Consider the following 26,370-nt stretch of genomic DNA (forward strand, 5'->3'; position numbering starts at 1 on the left):
ATTTTTTGGAGTAAGTATGAAAAAACTAGGTCATTTGGGAATCTATACATTACTGGTATTTCTATCAATTTATCTACTAGATTTGAGTAGTCTTTATCTGGCTAAGATGTTTGTCTGGGGTATGGATGGCTATTCTATTATTGTAGCAGTAGAGCAACTAGCTCTTTTAGGACTATTTATCTATTGGCTAAAAAAGAAAAAAATGCTCTATATTTTTGAAAAAAAGGGCTCGAAGAAATCCAGATTCTTTTACCTTTTAGTTAGTTTAGTGGCTGCTTATTTTGTCCGTCAGTTGTTAAGTGCTTTTTACATACAGTTTAGTCGCTTCATTAATAATCACTATATCTTTGAAGACCTTCTTTCGGTCCTATCCTTCAGTGAGCAATCTACTATTTTAACGACTTGCTTCTCTTTTATCTCAGTTGTCATTTTGGGGCCTATATTGGAGGAACTAGTTCATAGAGGATATTTTATGAATTCCTTCTTTCCTAAGTCCAAATATTACTTGGATGTCATCTTATCTGCTCTTATTTTTGGGCTCAGTCATTTGGTATTGTCCCATCGTGACCTTATCAGTTTGATGGTTTATAGTTTTTTCGGTTTTTTCTTTGCTTTAGTTTACCGTTGGACAAAGAGTCTAAAAATCACCATTCTGTGCCACAGTTTTATAAATTTTCTCATACATGCAGACTTCATCTGGTTATTTCTTTCTAATTTAATCTATTATCGTTTTTTTAGATAGTGGAAGGCAAAGAAAAAAGTGTTTGATAATTATCAAACACTTTTTCTGTTTACTGTTCTTCTGTTACAAACTGGCCGAGCAGTCCATTGATAAAACGGGCAGATTTTTGATCTGAGAAATCCTTTGCAAGCTCGATAGCTTCATTAACAGCAACCAACTGAGGGGTGTCAAATGAAGTGATTTCAAAGACTCCCAAGCGAAGGAGGTTTCTCTCCACGAGCGTTAAACGCTCAATGGTCCAACCTGCTTTTAAATGCTGTGTGATTTGCTTGTCTAGTTCTTCCTTTTTAGCTTGAACACCAGAAACTAGCTCTGTCAAAAAGGCTGGAAGTTGCACATCAGTATCTTCACGATCATGAGTATAGGCGAAACGACAAGCAGTTTCGACATCCGTACCGAACTCAAGACTCATGAGAGCTTGAAAAGCGCATTTACGGAGTTGGCGTCTAGATTCTAATAGTGGACTAGTCATTGAGGAAGTCCTCGTCAAATAGATCTTTCAATTCAGGTTTTGGTGTTTTATCTGGAACGATACCTGCAACGTGGATATTGATAGCAGTTAGTTCTACATCAGCCATGTTGCGGACAGCATCTTTGACAGCTTTTTGGATAGCAACAGCTACTTTAGGAACTTTTACTCCGTACTCAAGGTAGAGATAGATATCAGCTGTGAGTTCTTCGTTCACGTTTTTAAGATAAACGCCGCGGCCGAGAGAAAGTTTTGAAAGGGTGTCAGATACTGATTTGTTTGAAAAAGAGTGAACACCCTCTACTTTTGCAGTAGCAATAGCAATGATTTTTTCAAGTACACGTGGGGCGATAACGATTTCGCCAAGTTGTTCTTCAATTCCCATAGAATGACCTCTTTCTAGAGATTAGGCACGAGAAACGTAAGTTCCTTCTGCAGTGTTGATAACGAGTTTTTGTCCTGCTTCGATGAAGTCTGGAACGTTTACGACAAGTCCAGTTTCCATCGTTGCTGGTTTACCAGAACCTGTAACAGTAGCACCTTTGATAGATGGTTGAGTTTCTGCAACTGTCAATTCGACAGTAGTAGGAACTGTGACACCGATCACTTCAGTTCCGTAGAATTGAATCTTCACATCTGAGTTTTCAAGGATGTAAAGCAATTCGTTTTCAACGTTGACTACAGGGATTTCGTATTGGTCGTAAGTTTCTGTATTCATGAAGTAGGCTGTGTCATCCATTTTGTACAAGTATTGAGCTGGGACAGTCTCGATGATGGCTTGTTCAAATTTTTCCTCTGGACGGTAGCTTGTGTCAAATGTAGAACCAGTACGGACATCACGCAATTTCATACGCATGATGGTGTTCCCTTTACCTGGTTTGTGGTGGCTAGCTTCCAAAACGCGGATCAATTTTCCGTCAGCTGTTTCAAAGGTCATACCAGCCTTTAATTTACTTGCTTCAATCATGTTTTTACCTCTTTAATAAAATAATTTACTCTTTATTGTACCATAAAAGACGACATTACTCAAATGTCAGAAGGTTCTTGATTAGTTGACTGGTACGATATTTCCATCTTCGTCTTTGGTGACGAGAACGTATTTTCCATCAACTTCGATATAAAAATTCTTGCTAGTAGCTTGCCCAGCATTTTGAGTCGGTGCTTGGGTTTGAGCTTGTTGGCTAAGTTGACCACCTAGAGTTTGGCCAAGATTCATTCCCATAAACATGTTCATCCCATTGCCATTCCCTTCATTGGCGGCTGCGGCAATGAGGGCTTCGTTACGCGCACGGCGTTCTTCAATCTCAATCGTGTTATACTTCATGGCAGCGAGCTCACTGTCAAGTTTGCGGACAATGGCAAGACTTTCTTGGTCGTAGCTGAGGTCTTCAAGTAAGATATTGGTTGCTTCAATCCCGTAGAGACCTGTCCAAACCTTGTTGACCTCTTGTTTAGCGAGTTCGTTAAAGGTGTCTTGATTGGCATTGAGGCTATAGATATCAACCTTGTTTTCGTTGGTGTATTTGGCAATGGCAATCGCAATTTTCGGTGCAATATTTTGACGGAGCGTTCCTTGAGCTACATCTTGGAGAGTGAATGGCTGTCCGTCAGTAATTTGACGGCTAACAGAACTCACATAGAAGAGGACTGGATCTGCTATTTTTACATCAAACAAGCCATAGAAACGGATGTTGAGCAGTTGTTGGTAACGTTCGCTGAAGTATTCGACCGCATTTTGTGTGCCGAACTTATTGCCCGCGATGGGTTGCATGCGGATAAAGATAATTTCTTGTTGGGTGATGACTTGTCCACCAAAAGAGAAACGGTTTTTAAAGTTTTCCCAAGTGCCTTTTAAACCACCTTTTTCAAGGAGCCAGGCGTTATCACCAGCTTGCCATTCGTGGCTACCAGCTTCGAGGACTTCACCAAGGAAGGTACCGTTGTTTACCAAAATAGCGGTATAGCCTTGGGGAACGATAACCACACTGCCATCTGACAAGAGGCCTGTATTTTGATTGCTGTGACGAGAACGTCCATCTGGGTCTTTTGTGAGCAATTGACCCTTGACGGCCAAGGCGTCGCCAGAGACATTGTCTGGAAGGACAATGGCTTCCTTGAATTTACTATCATTAAAACTATTTAAGCCTGCTGATAAGGCTGCACTTATAAATCCCATAATTCCTCCTAATTATAAAGCTCGTCTTCATCCACAACATCATAGGTATCCAGTACCCATTGGTTTGGACTGCGAGAGAGATTGGCACCACAGTAGTCGCACTCGCTAACTGCAGAGATTTTCAATGGGGCGCCACAGTTTGGACAGTGGTCACTCACAACTTGGTCTGGATTGACTGCTTGCGTTTGGCTACCGTGTTGACGGATAAAGTTCAATTGATACACGGTGAAGAGATCTTTTTTAGGATCTCCTTCAATGACACGGCGAGTCTCATCGTCAATGACATAGTCCCGCAAGGTAGACGATAGGATTACGACTAAGGTATCGTTTCCGTCAGGATTTTCAATGAACTCCTTGATGCGAACATTTTCGATACAAACTTTCTCTAAAACATTGGTTGTCTTAGCTCGGATGTGATCTTCTAATTGCGTGCTGTGCTGTGAATAGAGACTAGTACTTTCTAAAGCTCGGACAGAGTTCCAATTTTTCTCAGTCCAGGCAACCTGCAATTTAAGGTAGACTTCCTTAACCCAAGAAATGAAGGCATTAGCGTCAAAGTTTGGATCCCCATATTTTACACGACTAATGGCCAAAGTGTTATGTTCAATTCGTCGGTGGATTGGTTGATAGTTGGTATTACTGTGGCTTGTGCTTGAATTATTTGCTTTATTTTTTAAGGATTCAACGATAACAACTAAAACAATGGCACCCACAAATATTACCATAAATCCTAGATAGGGTGAGCTATCAGAACTACTAGAGGATGACCCGTATCCAGAGCGGTAGTAGTGATAAGATGAGCCACCAGAGCGACTTCCTCCTCCACTTGAACGACTACTACTTCTGGAGCTACTGCGACTGCTGCTACCACTTCTGGAATGTCCGACACCCGCATCAACGATTTGAGGCACGGATAGAAAAACAAGTAATAAACAGGTCATTAAAAGAGCGTAAAACTTTTTCATGTGTCTCCTAACTATATGATTGAAAAGGTAGAATTCTGAATTTGAATGATTATTAAACTATTTAATAACCTTTAAAAATCATCTAAGATAGACTAGGCGTTATTTACTAGCATTTAGCTTCTTTATGGAATGGCGCTCGATGAGCCATCCCACAATCCATCCTATTGCTAGCAAGTAATTTTCAAAAGCACCGATAGCATTTACAGGAGAGTGATACTCCATATAATTGAGTAAGTGATTTGTTCCTATTCCAATTCCGCCAATAATGAGAGCAAGAAGTGCGATTCGTAGATAGAACCAATCGTATTTAATATTGATAGCGAGAATAATAATCAATACAGCTAGATTCCATATTCCAATTTCTCGTTGCCAACCAGCAGATATTCCGTACCCGGAGTGACTTCCCATGTATGATGGAAAGAAAATTTGTAGTATAGAAGCACCTAACATAGCGATGATGACTAAGACAAATAGCAATCGTAAAAATTTGTTCATTTATTCCCCTTGTCTCATTCTCGTTTTAAAAGTAGAAAAAGTGTTTAAAGAGTAAATTACTCACTATCTTTCAACTTCGCCAATTCTTGTGCAAGCAGTTTAAGGGCGACTTGTGGGTTGGCTTGGCCTTTGGTTGCCTTCATAAGGAATCCTGTGAAGGCCTTGTCTGCGTTGCGTTTACCTGACTTGAAGTCGGCAACGGCAGCTTCGTTATCCGCAAAGACTTGGTGGATGATTGGGATCAAGACATCTGGATCAGAGATTTGCACCAAGCCTGCTTTTTCCACGTATTCACGCGCGCCACCGCCATTTTTAGCCAGATGGACAAAGACTTTCTTGGCAATCTTAGAAGAAATCGTACCATCTTCGATGATGGCAATCATTTCTACCAAGTTTTCTGGTGTTAATTCGATTTGTTCCAGTGTCTTACCTTCAGCGTTCAAGAACTGAGCGACTTCGCCTTGGAGCCAGTTAGAGACTTGTTTGGCATCGCCACCGAGGGCAACAGCTTTTTCAAAGAAGTCAGAAGTGACTTTGTTTACAGTCAACTGGCTAGCATCGTAGTCTGACAAGCCAAGATTAGATACGTAGCGCGCACGGCGTTCTTTTGGAAACTCTGGCAATTCTGTACGCATTTCCTCAATCCACTCATCTGAGATTTCAAAGAGTGGTAGGTCAGGTTCTGGGAAGTAGCGGTAGTCTGCAGCACCTTCCTTGACACGCATAAGGATGGTTGCTTTGTTAGCTTCGTCGTAACGGCGTGTTTCTTGGCGAATTTGACCACCTGAACGAAGGATTTCGGCTTGACGTTGGACTTCGTACTCAAGACCCTTGCGAACATTTGAGAAGGAGTTGAGGTTTTTCAACTCAGTCTTGGTACCGAATTTCTCTTGACCATAAGGACGAAGGGAGATGTTGGCATCCACACGCATAGAACCTTCTTCCATCTTAACGTCTGAAATGCCAGCGTACTGAATGACTTCCTTGAGGGCTGTCAGATAAGCGTAGGCTTCTTCAGGAGAACGCATGTCAGCTTCAGATACAATCTCAATCAATGGCACCCCTTGGCGGTTGAGGTCTACATAGGAGTAGCCATCTGTACCGTGGGTGTTTTTACCAGCGTCTTCTTCTAGGTGAGCACGTTCGATACCGATTTTCTTAGTCGTACCGTCTTCTAGTTCCACTTCAATCCAGCCGTTGTAGCCGATTGGCTCATCAAACTGGGAAATTTGGTAGGCTTTGGGATTATCAGGGTAGAAGTAGTTTTTGCGGTCAAAGTGCATCTTTTTGTGGATGTCCATGTTGAGGGCAAGAGCAGCCTTGATACCTGCATCGACAACACCTTTATTGAGAACTGGCAGAACTCCTGGGAAGGACCAGTCAATCACGTTAGTGTTGGCATTTTGGTCATTTCCAAAGTGGGCAGAAGTGGGTGAGAAGATTTTTGAATTGGTGTTGAGCTCTACGTGGACTTCAAGTCCAATGACTGTTTCAAAGTTCATTAGTTGTCACCTCCAAAAATCACGGGTTGTTGTTTGTGGTAGTCTGTTGTTGCTTCAAATGCAGCAGCAGCTTGGTAAATGGTTTCCTCAGAGTACTTAGGACCAATCAATTGCAGACCGACAGGTAGACCTTGAACAAATCCAGCAGGAATAGAAATTCCTGGAAGACCTGCCAAGTTGACTGGGATGGTCAAGAGGTCGGCCAAGTACATGGCAACAGGGTCGTGGTTGAGAGAATCCAAGTCATAGGCAACACTTGGAGCAGTTGGTCCCAAAATCAAGTCGTAATCCGTAAAGACGTTTTCGAAATCTTGGATGATAAGGGTACGGACTTGTCCAGCCTTCTTGTAGTAGGCATCGTAGTACCCTGATGAAAGGCTGAAAGTACCCAGCATGATACGACGTTTGACCTCATCACCAAAACCTTGGCTACGGCTGTTTACATAGATTTCATCAAGGTTGGTCGCATCATCTGCGCGGTAGCCGTAACGGATACCGTCAAAACGTTGCAAGTTTGATGAGGCTTCTGATGAAGCAATGATGTAGTAGACTGCCACACCGTATTTTGAGTGAGGAAGACTGACTTCTTCGACGATAGCACCAAGTTTTTCAAAGTGTTTGGCTGCCTTGATGATGGTTTCTTTAACTTCTGGGGCAATTCCTTCACCAAGGTATTCCTTAGGCAAAGCAATTTTCATGCCCTTGATGTCTTGACCGATTTTTGAAGTAAAGTCGGCAATGCGGACAGGAGCAGAAGTCGAGTCTTTGGCATCTTCGCTGGCAATAGCGTTGAGCAAGAGGGCATTTTCTTTAACAGTTGGTGCAAAAGGTCCAATCTGGTCTAATGAGCTACCGAAGGCAATGAGACCGAAACGTGAAACTGTTCCGTAGGTTGGTTTGAGACCAACAATCCCGTTGAAGGCGGCAGGTTGGCGGATGGAACCACCAGTATCAGAACCAAGTGACAAGCGGACTTGCCCAGAAGCTACAGCTGCGGCAGAACCGCTTGATGAACCACCAGGAACCTTGCTGTGGTCCCAAGCATTTTTAGTCGCTCCGTAATGAGAAGTCTCACCAGAACCACCCATGGCAAACTCGTCCATGTTGGTCTTTCCGACAACAATCATGCCCTTGGCTTTTGCATTGGCAACGGCTGTCGCATCAAAGATAGGCTCGTAGTTGTAGAGCATTTTTGAGGCTGCAGTTGTGAGGATACTGTCTGTAGAGATATTATCCTTAACTGCCAGTGGAATTCCTGAAAGGACATTATCCACGTCAATTCCAGCTTCATCAATAGCCTTAGCTTGAGCAAGGGCTTGCTTCTCAGCGATGGTAACAAAAGCGTTAATAGCTGTCTCGCGAGACTGGATATCTTCAAGTGTAGCTTGGGTCAATTCAGTTGCTGAAATCTCCTTAGAGACAAGGAGATTGTGCAACTCTTCAATGGTTTTATGATTAAAAGTCATTATGCATCTCCTCCATCATCTAGGATAGCTGGCACCTTGATATAGTAGTTATCTTTTTCAGGTACATTTTTAAACAAGCGGTCACGGTCTGTTCCTTCTTCGGCCACATCAGGTCGGAGAACAGTTTTACGGTCAGCCATCGTTGTAGTAGGTGCAACACCAGTAGTGTCGACTTCACTGAGCAATTCGACCATATCAACAATTTTTGAGAGTGTTGTCGCAAATGCAGCAGTTTCATCTTCAGAGAATCTTAATTTTGAAAGATTGGCAACGTGTGTTACCTCTTCTTGCGTAATTTTCATCTTGCATCCTTTCGTGAAATGATGATTTTTAGTCTGTTCTATTTTACCATATTTTCCTATAAATAAGGGAGCCAAACTGAAAAGAAATAGAAATTGAAAAATCGCTTTTAATTCGCTATAATGGTTAAACTAGAGAATAGAAAAAATAAGAGTTAGGATAGAAATATGTTCCATCAATTTATCACCAGATCTCAGACGGTTCCTCCTCCCATTTCGCTCTTTTGGTATGGGATTATGATGCTCCTATTAGTGCTTTGTATTTATGGAGCACTTGCTTATCACCAAAATCCGAAATTTGTCCGCTTGTTTAAGGGGATTCAGATCCTCCAGTTACTAGCCCTATATAGCTGGTATGTTGGCTTTGGGATTCCATTTTCTAATAGCCTTCCATTTTACCATTGCCGTTTGGCTATGTTTGCGGTGGTTTTCTTGCCAGATAAATGGCGGAGTAAGCAATATTTTGCTCTCTTAGGAGCAAGTGGAGCGGTCTTTGCCTTGGTTTACCCTGTTTTTGATCCCTATGATTTCCCCCATATTACCAGTTTTTCATTTTTGATTGGGCACTATGCCCTTCTAGTGAATTCCTTGGTTTACTTGATGAATCACTATGATAAGACCTTGCTCAAGAAATATATGATTGTAGCCTATACCTTTATCCTCAATCTCTTTCTAGTTGGGGTTAATCAGGTGACGGGTGGAAATTATGGTCTCTTAAACAAGACACCTTTTATTCTGGATTCTCCCTTGTGGCTAAAGTACCTTCTTGTATCCGTCATCCTTTCGCTGGCTCTGGTTCTTTTTGATATCTTGTTCAAGAAACGGTGGCAAAAGAGAACTCGGGCGCAATCTGTGCTCTAGCTCGCCTTTTCATCGGATGAGCAATTGAAAAACTCCCCAAAATCCGATATAATGGAGAGTTGAAAGGAATGGTAAAATCCAATGTAAAAATCATTCTTAGCTACTGAAACAACTAAAAATAGAAAATCAAAGAAAGAGAACTTATGACTATTCAAGAAGAAATCAAGAAACGCCGTACCTTTGCCATCATCTCCCACCCGGACGCGGGTAAAACGACCATCACTGAGCAGTTGCTCTATTTTGGAGGTGAGATTCGTGAGGCTGGTACCGTAAAAGGGAAGAAAACAGGGACTTTTGCCAAGTCTGACTGGATGGACATTGAGAAACAACGTGGAATTTCGGTCACATCATCTGTGATGCAATTTGACTACGACGGCAAACGCGTCAATATCCTAGACACTCCTGGGCATGAGGATTTCTCAGAGGATACCTATCGTACCTTAATGGCGGTGGATGCTGCGGTCATGGTCGTCGATTCTGCCAAGGGTATCGAGGCCCAAACCAAGAAATTGTTTGAGGTTGTCAAGCACCGTGGCATTCCAGTCTTTACCTTTATGAACAAGCTGGACCGTGATGGCCGTGAGCCACTGGACCTCTTGCAAGAACTAGAAGAAGTCCTAGGTATTGCCAGCTATCCAATGAACTGGCCCATCGGGATGGGGAAAGCCTTTGAAGGCTTGTATGATCTCTATAACCAACGTTTAGAACTTTATAAAGGGGATGAGCGTTTTGCCAGTCTAGAAGATGGAGATAAACTCTTTGCTAGCAACCCATTCTACGAGCAAGTCAAAGATGATATTGAATTACTTCAAGAAGCTGGGAATGAATTTTCAGAGGAAGCTATTCTTGCAGGTGATTTGACTCCGGTATTCTTTGGGTCAGCCCTCACTAACTTTGGTGTGCAGACCTTCCTTGAGACTTTCTTGAAATTTGCTCCAGAGCCACATGGACACAAGAAAACAGATGGAGAAATTGTGGATCCTTATGACAAGGATTTCTCAGGATTTGTCTTTAAAATCCAAGCTAATATGGACCCTCGACACCGTGACCGTATCGCATTTGTTCGTATTGTATCGGGTGAATTTGAGCGCGGTATGAGTGTCAATTTGCCTCGTACTGGTAAGGGGGCTAAACTTTCTAACGTCACCCAGTTTATGGCGGAAAGTCGTGAAAATGTTACTAATGCCGTGGCAGGAGATATCATCGGTGTTTACGATACCGGTACTTATCAGGTTGGGGATACCTTGACAGTTGGAAAAAACAAGTTTGAGTTTGAACCACTGCCAACCTTTACACCTGAGATTTTCATGAAAGTTTCTGCTAAGAACGTCATGAAGCAAAAATCCTTCCACAAAGGAATGGAACAGTTGGTACAAGAAGGGGCTATCCAGCTTTATAAGAATTACCAAACGGGCGAGTACATGCTGGGCGCTGTCGGACAACTCCAGTTTGAAGTCTTCAAGCACCGTATGGAAGGTGAGTACAACGCTGAAGTTGTCATGACTCCAATGGGTAAGAAGACAGTTCGTTGGATCAAGCCAGAGGACCTAGACGAGCGCATGTCATCAAGCCGCAATATCTTGGCAAAAGACCGCTTCGACCAACCTGTCTTCCTCTTTGAAAATGACTTTGCCCTCCGCTGGTTTGCGGATAAGTATCCAGATGTAGAATTGGAAGAAAAAATGTAAATCGCCAAAGTTACTTGATTGTGTAACAATCTAAGTAACTAACGCCAAGTTTCTATGGAACTTGGCTAGGCGCTCCACTAGTAAAGTTTTACGAATATTATCGATTCGTAAAACTTTACGTCGTAACAGTCCGATGGTAAGGTTATTCTAACTGCCTCACTAACTACGTTTAGCAAATATGATCGATTTGCTAAACTCCGTGTCCTAGTGTAACAATCTTTAACTTTTATGTTGGTTGATCTAAATATTCTAATAAGAGAAGTCCAGGAATGCTATATTCATGGGCTTTTTCCTTGTGGCGAATTGCAAGTTGACTTGCCAAGTTCGATGTCTTGGTCTTGAATCAGTAGCTACTATAGTGCTTTATCTAAATTTCCTATATAGAAAATTTTATAAATTTATTCAATGTCAAAATATAAATATATATCAAAAAAACAGCGATATATATTAAATATAGATTTGATATTTTCATAAAACGATTTGTTTTAAACAAAAAATGTCATTATAATAGAATTATTTTTATGAAATGTATTGATTTTTAGATTGTTTTTCTTTATAATGACGGGGAATAACTTAAAATGGGGGAAACTATATCCTATAATTAAATTTAGAAAAGGAGATAGAATGTTTTTCAGACGTCAAGAGGGTCAATATCGTGAAACTGATCGTGTGACCCGCTATAAGTTGGTGAAATCCGGTAAGCATTGGCTACGGGCTTCAACTTCTTTATTTGGTTTGTTTAAGGTTTTCCGTGGTAGTGTCGATACTACCCAAGTTATGACCGAAGTGGTTGAAAACCAAACAAACAATACAATTACCGGCCTAGATATTATAAGGGGGCTTGCAGCTACAGGAGCTGTATTAGGCGGAGCAGTGGCAACACAAACTACTGTTCATGCCAATGATGCGGTTGCTCTTGAAAAGACATTAGAGTCATCGGATGTTTTAGCTACAAATGATTCAGTCGTTCTTGGATCTGTTTCGAAAGCAAATCCAGAAGAATCGGCAAGTTTATCACACTCAGAAAGCGAGAGTGTATCTACCTCAGCATCAACCTCTACTAGCCAATCAGTGAGTGTTAGTGCCTCTGCAAGTATGTCAGCAAGCACTTCGGCTTCTGTTAGTGCGTCGACAAGTGCTTCAACTTCAGCTAGTGTGTCAGCAAGTACTTCTGTAAGTTCTAGTCAGTTGATGGTTAATTCTGGGGGTAGTTCGGCTGCTACAAGCGCTACTAGTGTTGAAACTTCTGGACAATCAGAATCTGCATCGATTGCGAATCAAAGGTTGTCGAATTCTAATTTTTCCGCTCCTGTATTGGATGCGGCTAAGTCAGAGACATCTTTGACAGCTAAAAATGCAGAATTAACAAGTTTGGCGGGAGTGACTTCTGGTGCCTTGTCATCTGTAGAAGTATCTACAAAGAAAAATGAAGAAGATCGTAAAAAACTAGCTAAAATTTCAGCTGAAATGGGTGAATATTTAGCTAAAGCTGTTGGCTTACCAAATACTGATTCAGCCATCACTAAGGTCAACGCTGCGGTAACTGAAATTGAAAAAGCCTTGGCTGATCCAACTAGTCATTTGACAGCAGTAGTACAAAAAGCGACTCTAGCTCGTAATTCCATTGCCAATGCTGTTTTGAGAGCTAATTCAGGTGCGCGTGATGCTCGTAATGGTAAAGCGATAGAGAAGGGGGCTTCGCGTAGAGCATCATTCTCTAGCAATGGTAGGATAGCTTCAATTGAGTCTGGTAATTATAGCAGTTTAATAAGCTCAACTGTTCCAACTAGTAGGGCGGGTCAGTCTAGAAGTGCGGGAGGTCAGGACCGTGCAGCTTCTAATCCACCTACGATTACGATGCCAAAGAATCTTACCTTGTATAATGATGATGCAGTCACTGGTTTTAAGATACAATTACGTGATGATAGAGGGCTAGATAAGATCGAGGCTTCTGAATCTAATAAGATTATTACAGGTGTAACTTCCCCAAACTACCCTGCTACTAATAGAAGAGGACCAGGGGATTTGTGGACCTATGATTATCAAGGAAGGCAAACAGGATATCAAACCTCCCGCAATATTGATATAACAGGGACAGTTGGTCGTAAAGGTACTGCTTGGGAACCGTATAAACCAGGTACCTATCCTCTTGAATATACCGTTACAGATAGTGATGGTCAAACTGCTAAAGCCACTACCGAGTTTACTATTAAAGGGTTTAATGAACGCAATAACCCTGTTAGTGGTGATACTGTTAAAGTCAACAATCCATTATCTTTGAGCAAGGCTGAAAAAGATCAAATCCTTGAAAACTTCAAGAAACAAAATGCTACTATCCTCTCAGGAACTGACTACGTGAAAGGTTCTGAAGGTAGTAAAAGAATTACGGTATCTGATACAGGCCTCATCACCCTTACATATCGCGATAATACTGTGGATACAGTTCAAGCTAATCTATTTGAGCAAATTCCGCCAGTTCCAAGTGTTAAGGTTACACGAGGTGGGGAAACTATTCCTACAACACAAAGTCCAGTAGGTAGAGGTAGTGAACATATTGTCTATGCTGGAGATGATTTTACTATTGAGTTCACGGCGACAGATAACAGCAATAAATTATCAGAATTTAAAATTGTTCCAAAAGCGGATGGAGGCTTACCGGCTCTTACAGATAATTTCTTCAGAGGGGACGGTAATGATGATGGTTCTCAATATGGGACTGGTAGAGTAGAACATTTGACAGGAGATATTACGGCTTCAACTTCAACTCCTGCCCGTATCACCGTTAACGCTTATATGAAGGATGATCTGGAGTGGAAATCTGGAAACACATGGCAACGAAATGCTATTGCTACAGATAAGTATGGAAATAAAAATGGTGCTGGTGGAAGTGGGAATGTTCGAATCACTCAAGGTCAGCTCAAGGATCGTCTTCCAGTGACGAATCCTGAATTAACAACTGTTGCAAATAAAAACAGCTTGACAGAAGAGGAAAAGGCTGCTGTCAAGAATGCCATCTATGCCAAAAATAATCAGGAAACTCACCGTATCAAGGACATTGAAGTTCAGGCAGATGGTACGGCAACGATTGTCTACAAGGATGAAACACGTAGCACTCCAATTCCACAGTCAGCTACAGTTAATGAGCGACCAATAATTAAAAACTTAACTCCTATCCGTAATGCAGAAATTGATCGTGCGAATCCGCGTAAGATAATCGTCTATCGTGAAGAAGAATTTAGTGTGGATGTACACTTAACTGATGACCATGGTCAGTTGGACAAGATTAAAGTTCACGATAATGCCTTAATTACTCCTCCGTCAGGAAACTTCGAAGTTACGAATGGTGGGCGTCTAGAGATTCCTGCGAATGGCACAAGTATCAAATTTACCAATAAATCTAACAATTTGGGACAAAATGGTAATGCGACAGATGCTAATCCGTATAAAGTGACTATTTCAGGTCATGTAGGCAAAAATCAGCAAGTTAATCCTAACGCTAGCAGTAACGTTTGGAATCGTTATATTAGTGGATATGATCAATCGAACTTAACGAATAATAGTGGAAGTAATGGTGCTACCAATAATGCCAATGTCCTGATTGAATTCCGTAAGCAGACTGATAAATACACTCCGACAGCAACAAATCCTACAGTGAAGGTGACTTCAAATGGAACTGTTCCAGATTTGGGATTACCAGAGACTTATATTGCTAACAAGTCTGACTTGCCAACTTTAGGTACAACACCAGGTGCAAAAACGACTTATACTTGGAAGAGTGGCGAGAACTCAACTGTTATAAATGGTAAATTAACACGCACGGTTATAGTAACTTATCCAGATGGTTCGACAGATGAAGTTCCAGTTACTATTACGGTGGATGATTCAGAGTATAAATCGCTGTCCGCATCAACGAGCGCGTCTAAGTCCGCATCGACAAGTGCAAGCCAAAGTGCCTCAACGAGTGCGTCTAAATCCGCATTGACAAGTGCGAGTCAAAGTGCCTCAACGAGTGCGTCTAAGTCCGCTTCAACAAGCGCAAGCCAAAGTGCTTCAACAAGTGCGTCAGAGTCAGCATCAACAAGCGCGTCAGAGTCAGCAAGCACATCAGCTTCAGAGTCAGCGTCAACAAGCGCGTCAGAGTCAGCAAGTACAAGTGCTTCTGAATCAGCATCAACAAGCGCGTCAGAGTCAGCAAGCACAAGCGCCTCTGAATCGGCATCAACAAGTGCATCAGCTTCAGCAAGCACATCGGCCTCTGAATCGGCATCAACAAGTGCGTCAGAATCAGCATCGACAAGTGCGTCAGAATCAGCAAGTACATCAGCCTCTGAGTCAGCGTCAACAAGTGCTTCAGAGTCAGCAAGCACATCAGCTTCTGAATCAGCATCAACAAGCGCGTCAGAGTCAGCAAGCACATCAGCTTCAGAGTCAGCGTCAACAAGTGCTTCAGAATCAGCAAGTACAAGTGCATCTGAGTCAGCAAGCACATCGGCCTCTGAATCGGCATCAACCAGTGCGTCAGAATCAGCAAGCACATCAGCATCTGAATCCGCATCAACAAGTGCTTCAGAATCAGCAAGCACATCAGCATCTGAGTCAGCATCAACATCTGCATCTGAGTCAGCAAGTACAAGTGCATCTGAGTCAGCAAGCACATCAGCTTCAGAGTCAGCGTCAACAAGTGCTTCAGAGTCAGCGTCAACAAGTGCTTCAGAATCAGCAAGTACAAGTGCGTCAGAGTCAGCATCAACAAGCGCGTCAGAGTCAGCAAGTACAAGTGCATCTGATTCAGCAAGCACATCAGCTTCTGAATCAGCATCAACAAGCGCCTCTGAATCGGCATCAACCAGTGCATCAGCTTCAGCAAGCACATCGGCCTCTGAATCGGCATCAACAAGTGCATCTGATTCAGCATCGACAAGTGCGTCGGCAGTAGTAGACACATTATCTTCTGAAAGACCATCAGAATCAGCAGGTAAGACTAGACAGCAATTGCCGAATACAGGTACAGAAGCTTCCAAATCATCCGTGCTTTTAGGAGCTTTGGCAGCTGTGACTGGTCTAGGTATGGTTGTGAAACGCCGTAAACGTGATGAAGAAGAGTAAGATAACCTATAATTTTAGGACAAACTAACTCATGCACGTAAATAATAAAAACCCCTTGAAAGAGTAGAATTTTCAAGGGGTTTTTACTATTACATAGCTGAAATTTTGACTAAAAAATTGTATAATAAATATAAGGAGAAAAACGCTAGTGGATGATAAAATAACGGTCATTGTACCAGTTTACAATATTGAAAATTATCTAAATAAATGTTTGGATAGTCTGATTAACCAGACTTACAAAAATCTTGAAATTATTGTTGTCAATGATGGTTCTACAGATAATTCGGGTAAAATTTGTCAAGAGTATGCAAAAAAAGATAATCGTATTGTCTATATTGAAAAAGAAAATGGTGGCTTATCTGACGCACGAAATGCAGGTTTAGATAGACTGACTGGTTCCTATGTAACTTTTGTTGACTCGGATGATTGGATTGAGTTAGATTATGTAGAAACCCTATACAAAAAAATATCAGAGTATCAGGCTGATATTGCAGTTGGGAATTATTATTCTTTCAACGAAAGTGAAGGAATGTTCTACTTTCATATATCAGGAGACTCCTATTACGAGAAGGTATATGATAATATGTCCATCTTTGAAAACTTGTATGAGTCTCAAGAAATGAAGAGTTTTGCTTTAATATCTGCCTGTGGTAAACTCTATAAAGCGAGTTTGTTCGATTATATTCGATTTGATAAAGGTAAACTTGGTGAAGATGGGTATATGAATCAAAAACTATATTTATTGGTTCAAAAAGTAGTCTATATAAATCAAGGTCTGTACGCATATCGCCAGAGAAGTGGGAGTATTACAAAAACTTGGACAGAGAAGTGGATGCACGCCTTAGTTGATGCTATGTCTGAACGTATTACTCTGCTGGCTAATATGGGGTATCCTCTAGAGAAACACTTGGCAGTTTATCGTCAGATGTTGGAAGTCAGTCTAGCGAATGGTCAAGCTAGTGGCTTATCTGATACAGCCACGTATAAAGAGTTTGAAATGAAAAGAACTCTTTTAAATCAGTTATCAATACAGGAGCAAAAGGAAAAGAAGGCTGTTGTCCTCGCAGCAAATTATGCCTATGTAGACCAAGTAATGACTACTATCAAGTCTATCTGTTATCACAATCGCTCAATTCGTTTCTATTTGATTAATAGCGATTTTCCTAATGAATGGATCAAGCAAATAAATAAGCGATTGGAAAAGTTTGATTCAGAAATTATCAATTGCCGAGTAACATCTGAGCAAATTTCACGTTATAAAACAGATATTAGTTACACTGTTTTTTTGCGTTATTTTGTAGCTGATTTCGTGAAAGAAGACAAAGCTCTTTATTTGGATTGTGATTTACTTGTAACGAAAAATCTAGATGACTTGTTTGCTACAGATTTACAAGATTATCCTTTGGCTGCTGTTCGAGATTTCGGGGGTAGAGCCTATTTCGGTCTGGAAATTTTTAATGCTGGTGTTCTATTGGTAAACAAAGCTTTTTGGAAAAAAGAGAATATGACCCAAAAATTAATTGATTTAACCAATGAATGGCATGATAAGGTGGAACAGGCTGATCAGAGTATTTTGAATATGCTTTTTGAACATAAATGGCTGGAATTGGAATTCGATTATAATCATATTGTCATTCATAAGCAGTTTACTGATTATCAATTGCCAGAAGGTCAGGACTATCCTGCTATTATTCACTACCTTTCTCATAGGAAACCGTGGAAAGATTTGGCTGCACAAACCTATCGTGATGTCTGGTGGTACTATCATGGCCTTGAATGGACAGAGTTGGGACAAAATCATCATTTACATCCATTACAAAAATCTCATATTTATCCTGTAAAGGAACCGTTCACTTGTCTCATCTATACAGCCTCAGACCATATTGAACAAATTGAAACATTGGTTCAATCTTTACCAGATATTCAGTTTAAAATCGCGGCTAGAGTGATGGTTAGTGATAGATTAGCACAACTGACCGTTTATCCAAACGTGACCATATTTAACGGGATTCACTATTTGGTAGATGTCGATAATGAATTGGTAGAAACTAGTCAAGTCCTTTTAGATATTAATCATGGTGAAAAGACAGAGGAAATTCTCAATCAATTTGCAAGACTTGGGAAACCTATTTTATCTTTTGAAAAAACCAAATCTTACGAAGTAGGTCAGGAGGTATATGCTGTTGACCAAGTTCAAGCAATGATTGAAAAATTAAGAGAAATAAGCAAATGAAGAAAAATCATTTAGTAGGTGATGCACTAATCTTAACTGTTAGTGATCAGATTGAAGAGTTGGATTATCTCCTTGAAAACTTGCCAAATATCTGTTTTTATATTGCAGCACCTGTACAGTTTTCAGAGAAAATTCGTAAATTAGAAACTAAATATAATGTCCGCCTTGTGACAGTTACAACTGAACAGCAAATTGATACTCTAGTGAATATGTGCGACTTTCTATTAGATATCAATCATTTTCAAGAAGTTGATTCTATTGTTTCCAAATTTGTCCAGGCTGGTAAAATGGTCTTGGCTTTTGACAATACAGTCCACGGAAATCAAGGACAGGAAGTTTTTTTATCAAATGCACCAGATAAATTAGTTTCTAGAGTGAGAGAGTATCTGAATGTAGTCAGAGTGGGAGTCAATCATCAAGAAAAAATCGTCCAAGATGGGACTTGGAATGTATTTCAAATTAATAATAAAGCGGATTTAATTGTCGGAAGCAATGTCATTTGTAGAAATTTTGAAAATTTTCATGTTTCTTCTGGCAAGTTAATATTGCATGATGGTGTCTTTGTCAATAACTCCTGTAGTTTTAACTGTATGGAAAGAATTGAAATTGGTTCAGGTACCATGATGGGAGAGGGTGTTCGTTTTTATGATCACGACCATATTTATACCGCTGAAAAGATAGAAAAGTGGCAGTGGACTACAGCTCCGATTAGAGTTGGAAGAGATTGTTGGATAGGAAGTAATGTCACGATTTTAAAAGGAGTGACGATTGGGGACAATACCATTATCGGAGCAGGATGTCTCATACGCAATGATGTTCCGGCAAACAGTGTGGTTTATAATGATGGGAATCTTGTTGTAAAAGAAAGAAGATAATTTGGAGCTATGGATACAAAAAAAGCAATCGTTTTAGGAGCAGATAATAATTATCGAGACAAATTGGAAACAACTATTAAATCAATTTGTTACCATAATAGAGACTTGAAATTTTATATTTTTAATGAAGATATCCCTAAAGAATGGTTCTATCTCATGGAGAAGAGATTAGGACAAATGAATTGTGAAATTTTGAATATAGAAATTGATGCAGAAAAAGTAAAGCATTTTTCTACTCCTGATACACATATCAAGTACATGACTTATTTTCGCTATTTTATTGCAGAATTTGTAAAAGAAGATAGAGCCTTGTATTTGGACTGTGATATGGTTGTTCATGGGAATATAAATCCATTATTTCAGAAAGATTTCGAAGAAAAATATATAATTGCCGTTCCAGATGGTTGGTATAAAAATATTTTTAATGCAGGAATGATGATGGTAAATGTTCACAAGTGGAAAACTGATAACATTTGTCAAAATCTTTTAGAGTTGACTGCAGAAAAACATCAAGAAGTTTATGGTGACCAGGGAGTCTTAAATCTATTATTTGAAAATAAGTGGAAGAAAGTATCTCCTCATTATAATTTTATGGTTGGACTTGATACCTTAGCTTATTGGGCTCAAAAGCCAGAGTGGTTTTTAAATAGTTGGGATGGGAACTATAAACCTGCTATTATTCATTTTGAAGGTAAAGATAAACCGTGGAATGATTCGTTAAAAACAAGATATAGAGAATTGTGGTGGTTTTACAATGGTTTGGATTGGCAAACTATTTTGTCGCAAGTTGATAGCAAACCAACTATGTTTAGTGAAATTGCATCAGTTTGCTTATTCCATACGGCTATTTTTACAGATACACAAGATTTGGAACACATAGAATATCTAGTAGAAAGTCTCTCAAATGTTCATTTTCACATTTTTGCCCATAGTTATTTTGGTCCGAGAGTACAAGTGTTGAACCGTTTTTTAAATGTATCTCTTTATCCCAATTATACACCGTATCAATCTCAAGAAATACTGAGTAAGTTAGATTTTTATTTAGATATCAATCATAATCAGGAAATAGATAATATAATTTCAAAAGTTCATGACATATCGAAACCGATATTTGCTTTCGAGAATACGAGTCATGATACAAATAATCGAAGTCAGATATTGCCTTCAACAGAGCCAAAGGAAATGGTAAAAGTTATTAAACAGTTTTTAGGAGAATAATTGTATAGCTTATGGATGAATTAATTAGTATTATAGTTCCAATATATAATGTTGAAGAGTATTTGAGAGAGTGCTTGGATAGTATTCAAAAACAAACTTATCCGAATTTTGAATGTATCATGATTAATGATGGTTCTACAGATAATTCGAAACAAATAGCAGAAGAGTATCTGGTGGATATTCGATTTAAGCTAATCAATCAAAGTAATCAAGGTCTAAGTTCGGCTAGAAATACAGGAATCAAACATCTGAATGCTGATTCTTCTTTTGTGAGTTTTGTGGATAGTGATGATTATATTCATTCTACATTTTTAGAAAAAATGACGAGACAAATTGAAGAAGGTGTTGATATTATAGAGGGATTGTTTGAACATTATCATGATGGAAATATCTATTATTTTCCTCAATCTGGACCACATAAAGTAGCTCTAGAAACTACGGTAGAAAAATTAAAGTGTCTAGCATTAGAAAAAATTAGAAATAGTTCCTGTGGGAAACTAATTCGAAGGAAAATGTTGCACGGCAGTTTTTTTCCAGAAGGATGGATTTTTGAGGATTTAGCTGTCGTACCAGAGTTCGTGACTAGTTCAAATAAGTGGGTTAAAATACAGGAGACTGTGTATACTTATAGAATTCGTGAAAACTCTATTATTACAAGTTCGTTTTCGGAGAAAGATTTAGATATATTTAAAATTTTTGAAAAATTTGATTGTTTTTTCAAAGACGAATCACGTAACATAAAAATTTGGTTAGAAAGATTAAAACTACTACATATAAATTATAGAATCGAGAAAATACCTACTCAGTATATAGAGAGATATCAAAAAGAAAAAGAAAAAATATTATTACAAATCGAAGAGTATGAAAAGGGGGAACTGATAAGTATTATCGTACCCATTTACAATGTTGAAAATTATTTGAGACATTGTTTGGAAAGTATTCAGAATCAAACATATCAAAATTTTGAGTGTTTATTAATAAATGACGGTTCGCCAGATAACTCCGCTGATATTTGTAGAGAGTATGTCTCTAAAGATTCTCGTTTTCGTTATTTTGAAAAAGAAAATGGTGGAGTTTCTTCAGCACGTAATCTAGGTATAGAACGTTCAAAAGGGCAATTTATCACCTTTATTGATTCGGATGATTGGGTAGATTCTGATTATTTAGAATTGTTGTATATAAAAATAAATGAATATAATGCAGATTTGGCAGTTCTGACATATAAACAATACAGTATGAACGATGGATGTTTTTATCTGCATGTTTGGGAACAAGATTATTACGAAAAATATTATAGTGGAAACGAGTTGTTAAATTCACTACCAAAATTAGAGAATTATGACAGTACATTTAATGTATCGTGGGGGAAACTATTTAAACGTAACTTTTTAGAAACTGCTACCTTTAATGAACAACGAATAATGGGAGAAGACCTAGAGTTTAATTTTAAGATTTTTTTACAAATCAAGAGTTGTATTTATCTCAATAAGGCCCTTTATAATTTTCGACAGCATCATTTATCTACTAGGGCGAGAAAAATTAGTGATAAGTATTTGATGGATGATATAGAAATAAGGTTGGGTCGTCTACCATTTCTGATTGGGAAAACTGTTGATACTAATCTTTATTTAGCTAAAACAAAAGAATTTTTGAAATATCATATTGACAATGAAGTTGAATTTGGTATTGATAATACAAATGCTATACAGTTATATAAAGAAATTTTTCATAATTTATAGAATTACTAGTAGACAATATACTTGGTCAGGATTTTAAAGTTGTTGAATTGAAGGAGAAATAAATGATTCAAGAATTAATTAGTATTATAGTTCCTGTTTATAATGTAGAAAACTATCTACGTATGTGTTTAGATAGTATTATGAGTCAGACTTATCAAAATTTTGAGTGTTTATTAATAAATGATGGTTCTCCAGATAATTCAGCAGATATCTGTAGAGAATATGTTTCTAAAGATTCTCGTTTCCGTTATTTTGAAAAAGAAAATGGTGGATTATCAGATGCGCGTAATTATGGAATAAGACAATCCAAAGGCTCTTATCTTACGTTTGTTGATTCAGATGATTGGCTAGATTCTTATTATATAGAAACTCTATATGACATAATGATAAAACATAATGCAGATGTTTCTGTAGCTTGTTACGGTGCTTTTGCTGAAGAAAGAGGAACCTTTCTTTTTTATGCATACGGAGATGAGTATGAGAAAGTTTATAGTGGTAGAGAGGTAGTTGAACAGTTACCTAAATTTGAAGGGGGAGACTTAACCTTTCAAACTTCATGGGGGATATTGTCAAAACGTGAATTATTTGACCAAATAACATTTCCGGTAGGAAGGATTAACGAAGATATAGGTACAAATTATAAGTTATTTATGCAAGCTAGAACAATAGCTTACATACATAAAAATCTATATATCTATCGCATTCGAAAGACTAGCATTTCAAATAGTGGTTTTTCAGAAAAAATGATGAGGGACGATCATGATTTGAGATTGGAACGGATTGCGATGGTAGCTTTAAAGGGTTACGATATAAGTCAGTACGTTCAACAACATAAATTTTATCTAGACTATTGGCGTCGAATAGCAAATGAAAAAGGACTAGAAAATAGTATCGAAACAAAGAGGTTAGAGGAGTTAGATTTTTTATTAACAGGGAAAATCTACGAGGAGAAATAAAGTGAAAAAAGCAATCGTTCTTGGGGCAGATAATGGTTATTTAAATAAGCTAGAGACTACAATTAAGTCGGTGTGTACGCATAATAGAAATTTAAAATTTTATATTTTTAATGACGATCTTCCGAGCGAATGGTTTCAAGTTATGAATAGACGCTTAAAAGCAATTGATTCAGAAATTGTCAATGTTAAGATTTCGAATCATCAATTAAAAGGCTATCATCTTCCAATTGCTTATTTATCCTACGCTACATTTTTTAGATATTTTATAGCAGATTTTGTAGTGGAAGAAAAAGCTTTATATCTTGATTCGGATATAGTAGTGACTCATTCGTTGGATGAACTATTCCAGGAAGAATTAGGAGACTATTGGATTGCTGGTGTTCGGGATTATTTTGTAAAAGGATACGAAAATCGCTTTAATGCGGGAATGATGTTGATTAACGTTAGTAAATGGAGACGAGAAAATATTTCTGTAAAACTAATTGAACTAACAAATAAACATCATCAAGAAGCTTTTGGAGATCAAGGTATTCTCAATATGGTATTTGGAGAAAACTGGAAAAAACTGGATCGTAAATTCAATTTTATGGTTGGTTTAGATAGTTTGATTCATATTGCAGTTGAGACGACTCCAGAAGCACTATCATCTTGGTATAATTCAGCCCTTCCTGATGATCTATTACCTTATATTATTCACTACACTGGAGAAAAACCTTGGTTACCTTTAAGTCAAAATCGTTATAGAGATATTTGGTGGTTTTATCAAGGCTTGGAATGGTCTGATATTTTGTTACGTAAAGAAAGAGTATTTCAGACCTATCAAGATTTGACAGTTGTACCAAAGGCTTATACAGCTATTTTTACCAATAGTTGTGAATTGGAACAAGTAGAATACTTGATAGAGAATTTATCTGATGTTCACTTTTATATATTTGCTCATACTTGGGTTGCTTCTAATGTTATTGATTTGATGAGATATCCTAATGTGACAGTTTATCAACAGTACAATCATTTTTCTTATGATAAAGTGATGAAAAAGTTAGACTTTTACTTAGATATAAACCATTATGATGAAATTGACAATATTACAAATGTGGTAAAGAGTATGGGGAAACCAGTGTTTTCTTTTTCAAATACGAATCATTGCAACGAGGGAGCTCAAGTATTTTCTCCTACCGAGCCAGAAAAAATGGTTCAAGAAATTAGAAAGTATATAGATTAAGAGGAGGGATAAATGACAAAGAAAGTTATTGTTTTAGGTGCAGATAATGGCTATCAAGATAAGGTAGAGACAACAATTAAATCAATTTGTGCTCACAATCGTAATTTGAAATTTTATGTCTTTAATGATGATATTTCATCAGAATGGTTTCAATTAATGTCTAAAAGACTAGAGTTATTATCATCAGAGATTGTTAATGTGAAAATAACAAATCATAGTCTACGAGACTATAATCTTCCGTTGTCTCATTTGAGTTATGCTGCATTTTTTCGTTATTTTATTCCTCAATTTGTGAAGGAAGATAAGGCATTGTATTTGGATTCAGATATTATAGTTAGATCAAACATCGATGAATTATTTTTAGAGGATATTACAGATTACCCTTTAGCGGCTGTAGCAGATGCCTTAGTTCCATCTACTTTTAATTCAGGAGTTATGCTAATTAATGTTGCTTTATGGAGAAAAGAAAATGCAACAGAAAAACTTCTTGAGTTGACAAATGAATTTCATACTAGTACTTTCGGAGATCAGGGGATTTTAAATAAATTATTTGAAAATCGTTGGTATGCTTTAGATTCTTCTTATAATTTTATGGTTGGAATGGATACAGTTGCAAGAAATTATCAAATTGAAAATTGGTATACTGATTCATTAGAATTAGAAAAGACTGCTAAAATTATTCATTTCACAGGAGATAAACCGTGGTATCAAGTGAACTTAAATCGCTTTAGAGAAGAGTGGTGGTTCTATTATTCTTTAGAATGGTCTGATATTGTGATGAGAAAGGCTGATTTTAAGAAGGGATTAAACTCACTCATAGAAGCACCACTCTATCATACAGCTATTTTTACAAATACTTGTCACATAGAGCATCTGGAATATTTGATTAGAGAATTACCGCAGGTTCACTTTTCAATTCTTGCTCATACAGGTTTTGCATCTGAAATTGTTGATTTACAACGATATTTAAATGTACGAATACTACCTTCGTTTAATCCGATGAATTTCAGGAAGGCCTTAGAAAAGATTGATTTCTATTTGGATATTAATCATGAAAATGAAATTGCTAATATTATTGAAGAGGTGTATCAAATTGGAAAACCTATTCTTTCATTTGATAATACTTGTCATAATGTAGAAAAAGCAAGTTTTATCTGTGAATCTAAGAGACCGGAAAAGATGGTAGATACGATTAAAGAATTATTGAATATTGATGGATACTAAAATATAGATAATTAAAGATACTTTGCAATTACTGGGTTAAAGTGTTTGAAAACAATGATTAGTAGTTATATTAGGGGAATTTGACACTTTTTAGGAATATATATATATATTATTTATCAGTTGTTTGAAAATGACATAAACGAAGAATCATCTGTTTGTTAGAATGATAAATTATATGAATAATGATGTAGGAAATAAGCTTGATGAAACTATACAAGTGTAGAGTGAAGGATGAATGGAAAATGAACTAATTAGTATTGTAGTTCCAATCTACAACGTTGAGAATTATTTGCGAATGTGCTTGGATAGCATTCAGAATCAGACGTATCAAAATTTTGAGTGTTTATTAATCAACGATGGCTCTCCAGACAATTCAGCAGATATTTGTAGAGAATATGTTACTAAGGATGCTCGTTTCCGTTATTTTGAAAAAGAAAATGGAGGTCTTTCCTCAGCACGTAACCTAGGTATTGAACGTTCGGGGGGGACGTACATTACTTTTGTAGACTCGGATGATTGGTTGGAACATGATGCTTTAGACCGATTGTATGGTGCTTTGAAAAAGGAAAATGCAGATATTAGTATCGGGCGTTATAATTCTTATGATGAAACACGCTATGTGTATATGACTTATGTTACGGATCCAGATGATTCTCTGGAAGTGATAGAAGGAAAAGCAATCATGGATAGGGAAGGTGTCGAGGAAGTCAGAAATGGGAATTGGACTGTAGCTGTCTTGAAGTTATTCAAGAGAGAGTTGTTACAAGATTCACCATTTCCTATAGGTAAAATTGCAGAGGATACTTACTGGACATGGAAGGTACTTCTAAGAGCTTCGAAGATAGTTTATTTGAATCGGTGTGTATACTGGTACCGTATTGGTTTATCTGATACTTTATCAAATATATGGAGTGAAAAGCGTATGTATGATGAAATCGAGGCTAGGGAAGAAAAGCTAGCTATTTTAGCCAGTTTGAATTACGACTTGACCAATCATATTTTGACTTATAAAAATAGATTACAAAGAGTAATAGCAAAATTAGAAGAACAAAATATGCAGTTCACAGAGATTTATAGAAGAATGATGGAAAAATTGTCTTTACTTCCGTGAATACTAATAACAAATGAGATAAT

Annotated in this window: 21 protein-coding genes and 2 pseudogenes; 14 read left to right on the plus strand and 9 right to left on the minus strand. The window is 38.1% G+C overall.

Annotation, left to right across the window (positions count from 1 at the left end; all coding sequences use genetic code 11):
• Positions 1-16 precede the first annotated feature (16 nt).
• Positions 17-742, plus strand: coding sequence for a CPBP family intramembrane glutamic endopeptidase (locus HMPREF8571_RS04475; protein WP_025168430.1), 726 nt, complete (start codon positions 17-19; stop codon positions 740-742).
• Between the two features lie 49 nt (positions 743-791).
• Here the strand turns inward: HMPREF8571_RS04475 and nusB are convergent, their stop codons facing one another.
• From nusB to gatC, 9 genes are all read right to left on the minus strand, one after another.
• Positions 792-1,214: a transcription antitermination factor NusB gene (gene nusB, locus HMPREF8571_RS04480; protein ID WP_000203658.1), complete on the minus strand. Its 423-nt coding sequence runs from the start codon at positions 1,212-1,214 to the stop codon at positions 792-794.
• Positions 1,207-1,596, minus strand: coding sequence for an Asp23/Gls24 family envelope stress response protein (locus HMPREF8571_RS04485; protein ID WP_000510587.1), 390 nt, complete (start codon positions 1,594-1,596; stop codon positions 1,207-1,209). The genes nusB and HMPREF8571_RS04485 overlap by 8 nt, the downstream gene beginning before the upstream one ends.
• 21 nt (positions 1,597-1,617) lie before the next feature.
• Positions 1,618-2,178 (minus strand): elongation factor P, encoded by a 561-nt coding sequence (gene efp, locus HMPREF8571_RS04490; RefSeq protein WP_000568640.1) that lies wholly within the window; start codon positions 2,176-2,178, stop codon positions 1,618-1,620.
• An 81-nt stretch (positions 2,179-2,259) separates the two neighbouring features.
• On the minus strand, positions 2,260-3,387 hold the full coding sequence (locus tag HMPREF8571_RS04495; protein ID WP_000505826.1) for an SPFH domain-containing protein: 1,128 nt from the start codon (positions 3,385-3,387) through the stop codon (positions 2,260-2,262).
• A gap of 8 nt (positions 3,388-3,395) precedes the next feature.
• Positions 3,396-4,352: a zinc-ribbon domain-containing transport protein gene (locus HMPREF8571_RS0101865; RefSeq protein ID WP_000715070.1), complete on the minus strand. Its 957-nt coding sequence runs from the start codon at positions 4,350-4,352 to the stop codon at positions 3,396-3,398.
• 99 nt (positions 4,353-4,451) lie between these two features.
• Positions 4,452-4,847, minus strand: a complete 396-nt coding sequence (locus tag HMPREF8571_RS04500; protein ID WP_001031998.1) for a hypothetical protein — start codon at positions 4,845-4,847, stop codon at positions 4,452-4,454.
• Positions 4,848-4,903: 56 nt separating this feature from the next.
• The gene (gene gatB / locus HMPREF8571_RS04505) at positions 4,904-6,349 is read right to left on the minus strand and encodes an Asp-tRNA(Asn)/Glu-tRNA(Gln) amidotransferase subunit GatB (protein WP_001008664.1); all 1,446 of its coding nucleotides are present in this window, start codon (positions 6,347-6,349) and stop codon (positions 4,904-4,906) included.
• Complete coding sequence (gene gatA / locus HMPREF8571_RS04510) at positions 6,349-7,815, minus strand: Asp-tRNA(Asn)/Glu-tRNA(Gln) amidotransferase subunit GatA (protein ID WP_000143682.1); 1,467 nt, start codon at positions 7,813-7,815, stop codon at positions 6,349-6,351. The genes gatB and gatA overlap by 1 nt, the downstream gene beginning before the upstream one ends.
• Positions 7,815-8,117: an Asp-tRNA(Asn)/Glu-tRNA(Gln) amidotransferase subunit GatC gene (gene gatC, locus HMPREF8571_RS0101870; protein ID WP_000705414.1), complete on the minus strand. Its 303-nt coding sequence runs from the start codon at positions 8,115-8,117 to the stop codon at positions 7,815-7,817. Before gatC ends, gatA begins: the two co-directional genes overlap by 1 nt.
• 165 nt (positions 8,118-8,282) lie before the next feature.
• Here gatC and HMPREF8571_RS04515 point away from each other — a divergent pair, with 165 nt between their 5' ends.
• The 13 genes and pseudogenes from HMPREF8571_RS04515 to HMPREF8571_RS04565 all read left to right on the plus strand — a co-directional run bounded on the left by HMPREF8571_RS04515 (position 8,283) and on the right by HMPREF8571_RS04565 (position 26,347).
• The gene (locus HMPREF8571_RS04515) at positions 8,283-8,975 is read left to right on the plus strand and encodes a TIGR02206 family membrane protein (RefSeq protein ID WP_000468952.1); all 693 of its coding nucleotides are present in this window, start codon (positions 8,283-8,285) and stop codon (positions 8,973-8,975) included.
• A 143-nt stretch (positions 8,976-9,118) separates the two neighbouring features.
• Complete coding sequence (locus tag HMPREF8571_RS04520) at positions 9,119-10,663, plus strand: peptide chain release factor 3 (RefSeq protein WP_000155099.1); 1,545 nt, start codon at positions 9,119-9,121, stop codon at positions 10,661-10,663.
• 624 nt (positions 10,664-11,287) lie between these two features.
• Positions 11,288-13,795, plus strand: a pseudogene (locus HMPREF8571_RS11550) (accessory Sec-dependent serine-rich glycoprotein adhesin); the annotation flags it as partial.
• 54 nt (positions 13,796-13,849) lie between these two features.
• Complete coding sequence (locus HMPREF8571_RS11555; protein WP_419991868.1) at positions 13,850-15,769, plus strand: sialoglycan-binding domain-containing protein; 1,920 nt, start codon at positions 13,850-13,852, stop codon at positions 15,767-15,769.
• Positions 15,770-15,917: 148 nt separating this feature from the next.
• Positions 15,918-18,002 carry a glycosyltransferase gene (locus HMPREF8571_RS04530; RefSeq protein ID WP_000341090.1) on the plus strand — a complete coding sequence of 695 codons (2,085 nt, stop codon included), beginning with the start codon at positions 15,918-15,920 and terminating at the stop codon, positions 18,000-18,002.
• Positions 17,999-18,877 (plus strand): acyltransferase, encoded by an 879-nt coding sequence (locus tag HMPREF8571_RS04535; RefSeq protein WP_000739281.1) that lies wholly within the window; start codon positions 17,999-18,001, stop codon positions 18,875-18,877. The genes HMPREF8571_RS04530 and HMPREF8571_RS04535 overlap by 4 nt, the downstream gene beginning before the upstream one ends.
• 9 nt (positions 18,878-18,886) lie before the next feature.
• Complete coding sequence (locus HMPREF8571_RS04540) at positions 18,887-20,095, plus strand: glycosyltransferase (protein ID WP_000379908.1); 1,209 nt, start codon at positions 18,887-18,889, stop codon at positions 20,093-20,095.
• An 11-nt stretch (positions 20,096-20,106) separates the two neighbouring features.
• Positions 20,107-20,601 (plus strand): annotated as a pseudogene (locus tag HMPREF8571_RS11560) (glycosyltransferase family 2 protein); the annotation flags it as partial.
• Between the two features lie 345 nt (positions 20,602-20,946).
• A complete protein-coding gene (locus HMPREF8571_RS11565) occupies positions 20,947-21,834 on the plus strand; it encodes a glycosyltransferase family 2 protein (protein ID WP_033682714.1) in 888 nt (295 codons plus the stop codon).
• 62 nt (positions 21,835-21,896) lie between these two features.
• Positions 21,897-22,790: a glycosyltransferase family 2 protein gene (locus HMPREF8571_RS04550; RefSeq protein ID WP_000613914.1), complete on the plus strand. Its 894-nt coding sequence runs from the start codon at positions 21,897-21,899 to the stop codon at positions 22,788-22,790.
• Position 22,791: 1 nt separating this feature from the next.
• Positions 22,792-24,012: a glycosyltransferase family 8 protein gene (locus HMPREF8571_RS04555; protein ID WP_000709336.1), complete on the plus strand. Its 1,221-nt coding sequence runs from the start codon at positions 22,792-22,794 to the stop codon at positions 24,010-24,012.
• A 12-nt stretch (positions 24,013-24,024) separates the two neighbouring features.
• Positions 24,025-25,236 (plus strand): glycosyltransferase family 8 protein, encoded by a 1,212-nt coding sequence (locus tag HMPREF8571_RS04560; RefSeq protein WP_000163337.1) that lies wholly within the window; start codon positions 24,025-24,027, stop codon positions 25,234-25,236.
• Between the two features lie 235 nt (positions 25,237-25,471).
• On the plus strand, positions 25,472-26,347 hold the full coding sequence (locus HMPREF8571_RS04565) for a glycosyltransferase family 2 protein (RefSeq protein ID WP_000426746.1): 876 nt from the start codon (positions 25,472-25,474) through the stop codon (positions 26,345-26,347).
• The last annotated feature ends 23 nt before the right edge of the window (positions 26,348-26,370 follow it).

It is taken from the genome of Streptococcus mitis ATCC 6249 (assembly GCF_000146585.1).
Taxonomy (GTDB): domain Bacteria; phylum Bacillota; class Bacilli; order Lactobacillales; family Streptococcaceae; genus Streptococcus; species Streptococcus mitis_AZ.

Bases quoted from the DNA above. Each gene is read 5' to 3' on its own strand.
- gatB (WP_001008664.1), bottom strand. From the start codon at position 6,349: ATGAACTTTGAAACAGTCATTGGACTTGAAGTCCACGTAGAGCTCAAC.
- nusB (WP_000203658.1), bottom strand. From the start codon at position 1,214: ATGACTAGTCCACTATTAGAATCTAGACGCCAACTCCGTAAATGCGCT.
- gatC (WP_000705414.1), bottom strand. From the start codon at position 8,117: ATGAAAATTACGCAAGAAGAGGTAACACACGTTGCCAATCTTTCAAAA.
- HMPREF8571_RS04515 (WP_000468952.1), top strand. From the start codon at position 8,283: ATGTTCCATCAATTTATCACCAGATCTCAGACGGTTCCTCCTCCCATT.
- HMPREF8571_RS04475 (WP_025168430.1), top strand. From the start codon at position 17: ATGAAAAAACTAGGTCATTTGGGAATCTATACATTACTGGTATTTCTA.
- HMPREF8571_RS04560 (WP_000163337.1), top strand. From the start codon at position 24,025: ATGACAAAGAAAGTTATTGTTTTAGGTGCAGATAATGGCTATCAAGAT.
- efp (WP_000568640.1), bottom strand. From the start codon at position 2,178: ATGATTGAAGCAAGTAAATTAAAGGCTGGTATGACCTTTGAAACAGCT.
- HMPREF8571_RS04550 (WP_000613914.1), top strand. From the start codon at position 21,897: ATGATTCAAGAATTAATTAGTATTATAGTTCCTGTTTATAATGTAGAA.
- HMPREF8571_RS04565 (WP_000426746.1), top strand. From the start codon at position 25,472: ATGGAAAATGAACTAATTAGTATTGTAGTTCCAATCTACAACGTTGAG.
- HMPREF8571_RS04495 (WP_000505826.1), bottom strand. From the start codon at position 3,387: ATGGGATTTATAAGTGCAGCCTTATCAGCAGGCTTAAATAGTTTTAAT.
- HMPREF8571_RS0101865 (WP_000715070.1), bottom strand. From the start codon at position 4,352: ATGAAAAAGTTTTACGCTCTTTTAATGACCTGTTTATTACTTGTTTTT.
- HMPREF8571_RS04500 (WP_001031998.1), bottom strand. From the start codon at position 4,847: ATGAACAAATTTTTACGATTGCTATTTGTCTTAGTCATCATCGCTATG.
- HMPREF8571_RS04540 (WP_000379908.1), top strand. From the start codon at position 18,887: ATGGATACAAAAAAAGCAATCGTTTTAGGAGCAGATAATAATTATCGA.
- HMPREF8571_RS04520 (WP_000155099.1), top strand. From the start codon at position 9,119: ATGACTATTCAAGAAGAAATCAAGAAACGCCGTACCTTTGCCATCATC.
- HMPREF8571_RS04485 (WP_000510587.1), bottom strand. From the start codon at position 1,596: ATGGGAATTGAAGAACAACTTGGCGAAATCGTTATCGCCCCACGTGTA.
- HMPREF8571_RS04535 (WP_000739281.1), top strand. From the start codon at position 17,999: ATGAAGAAAAATCATTTAGTAGGTGATGCACTAATCTTAACTGTTAGT.
- gatA (WP_000143682.1), bottom strand. From the start codon at position 7,815: ATGACTTTTAATCATAAAACCATTGAAGAGTTGCACAATCTCCTTGTC.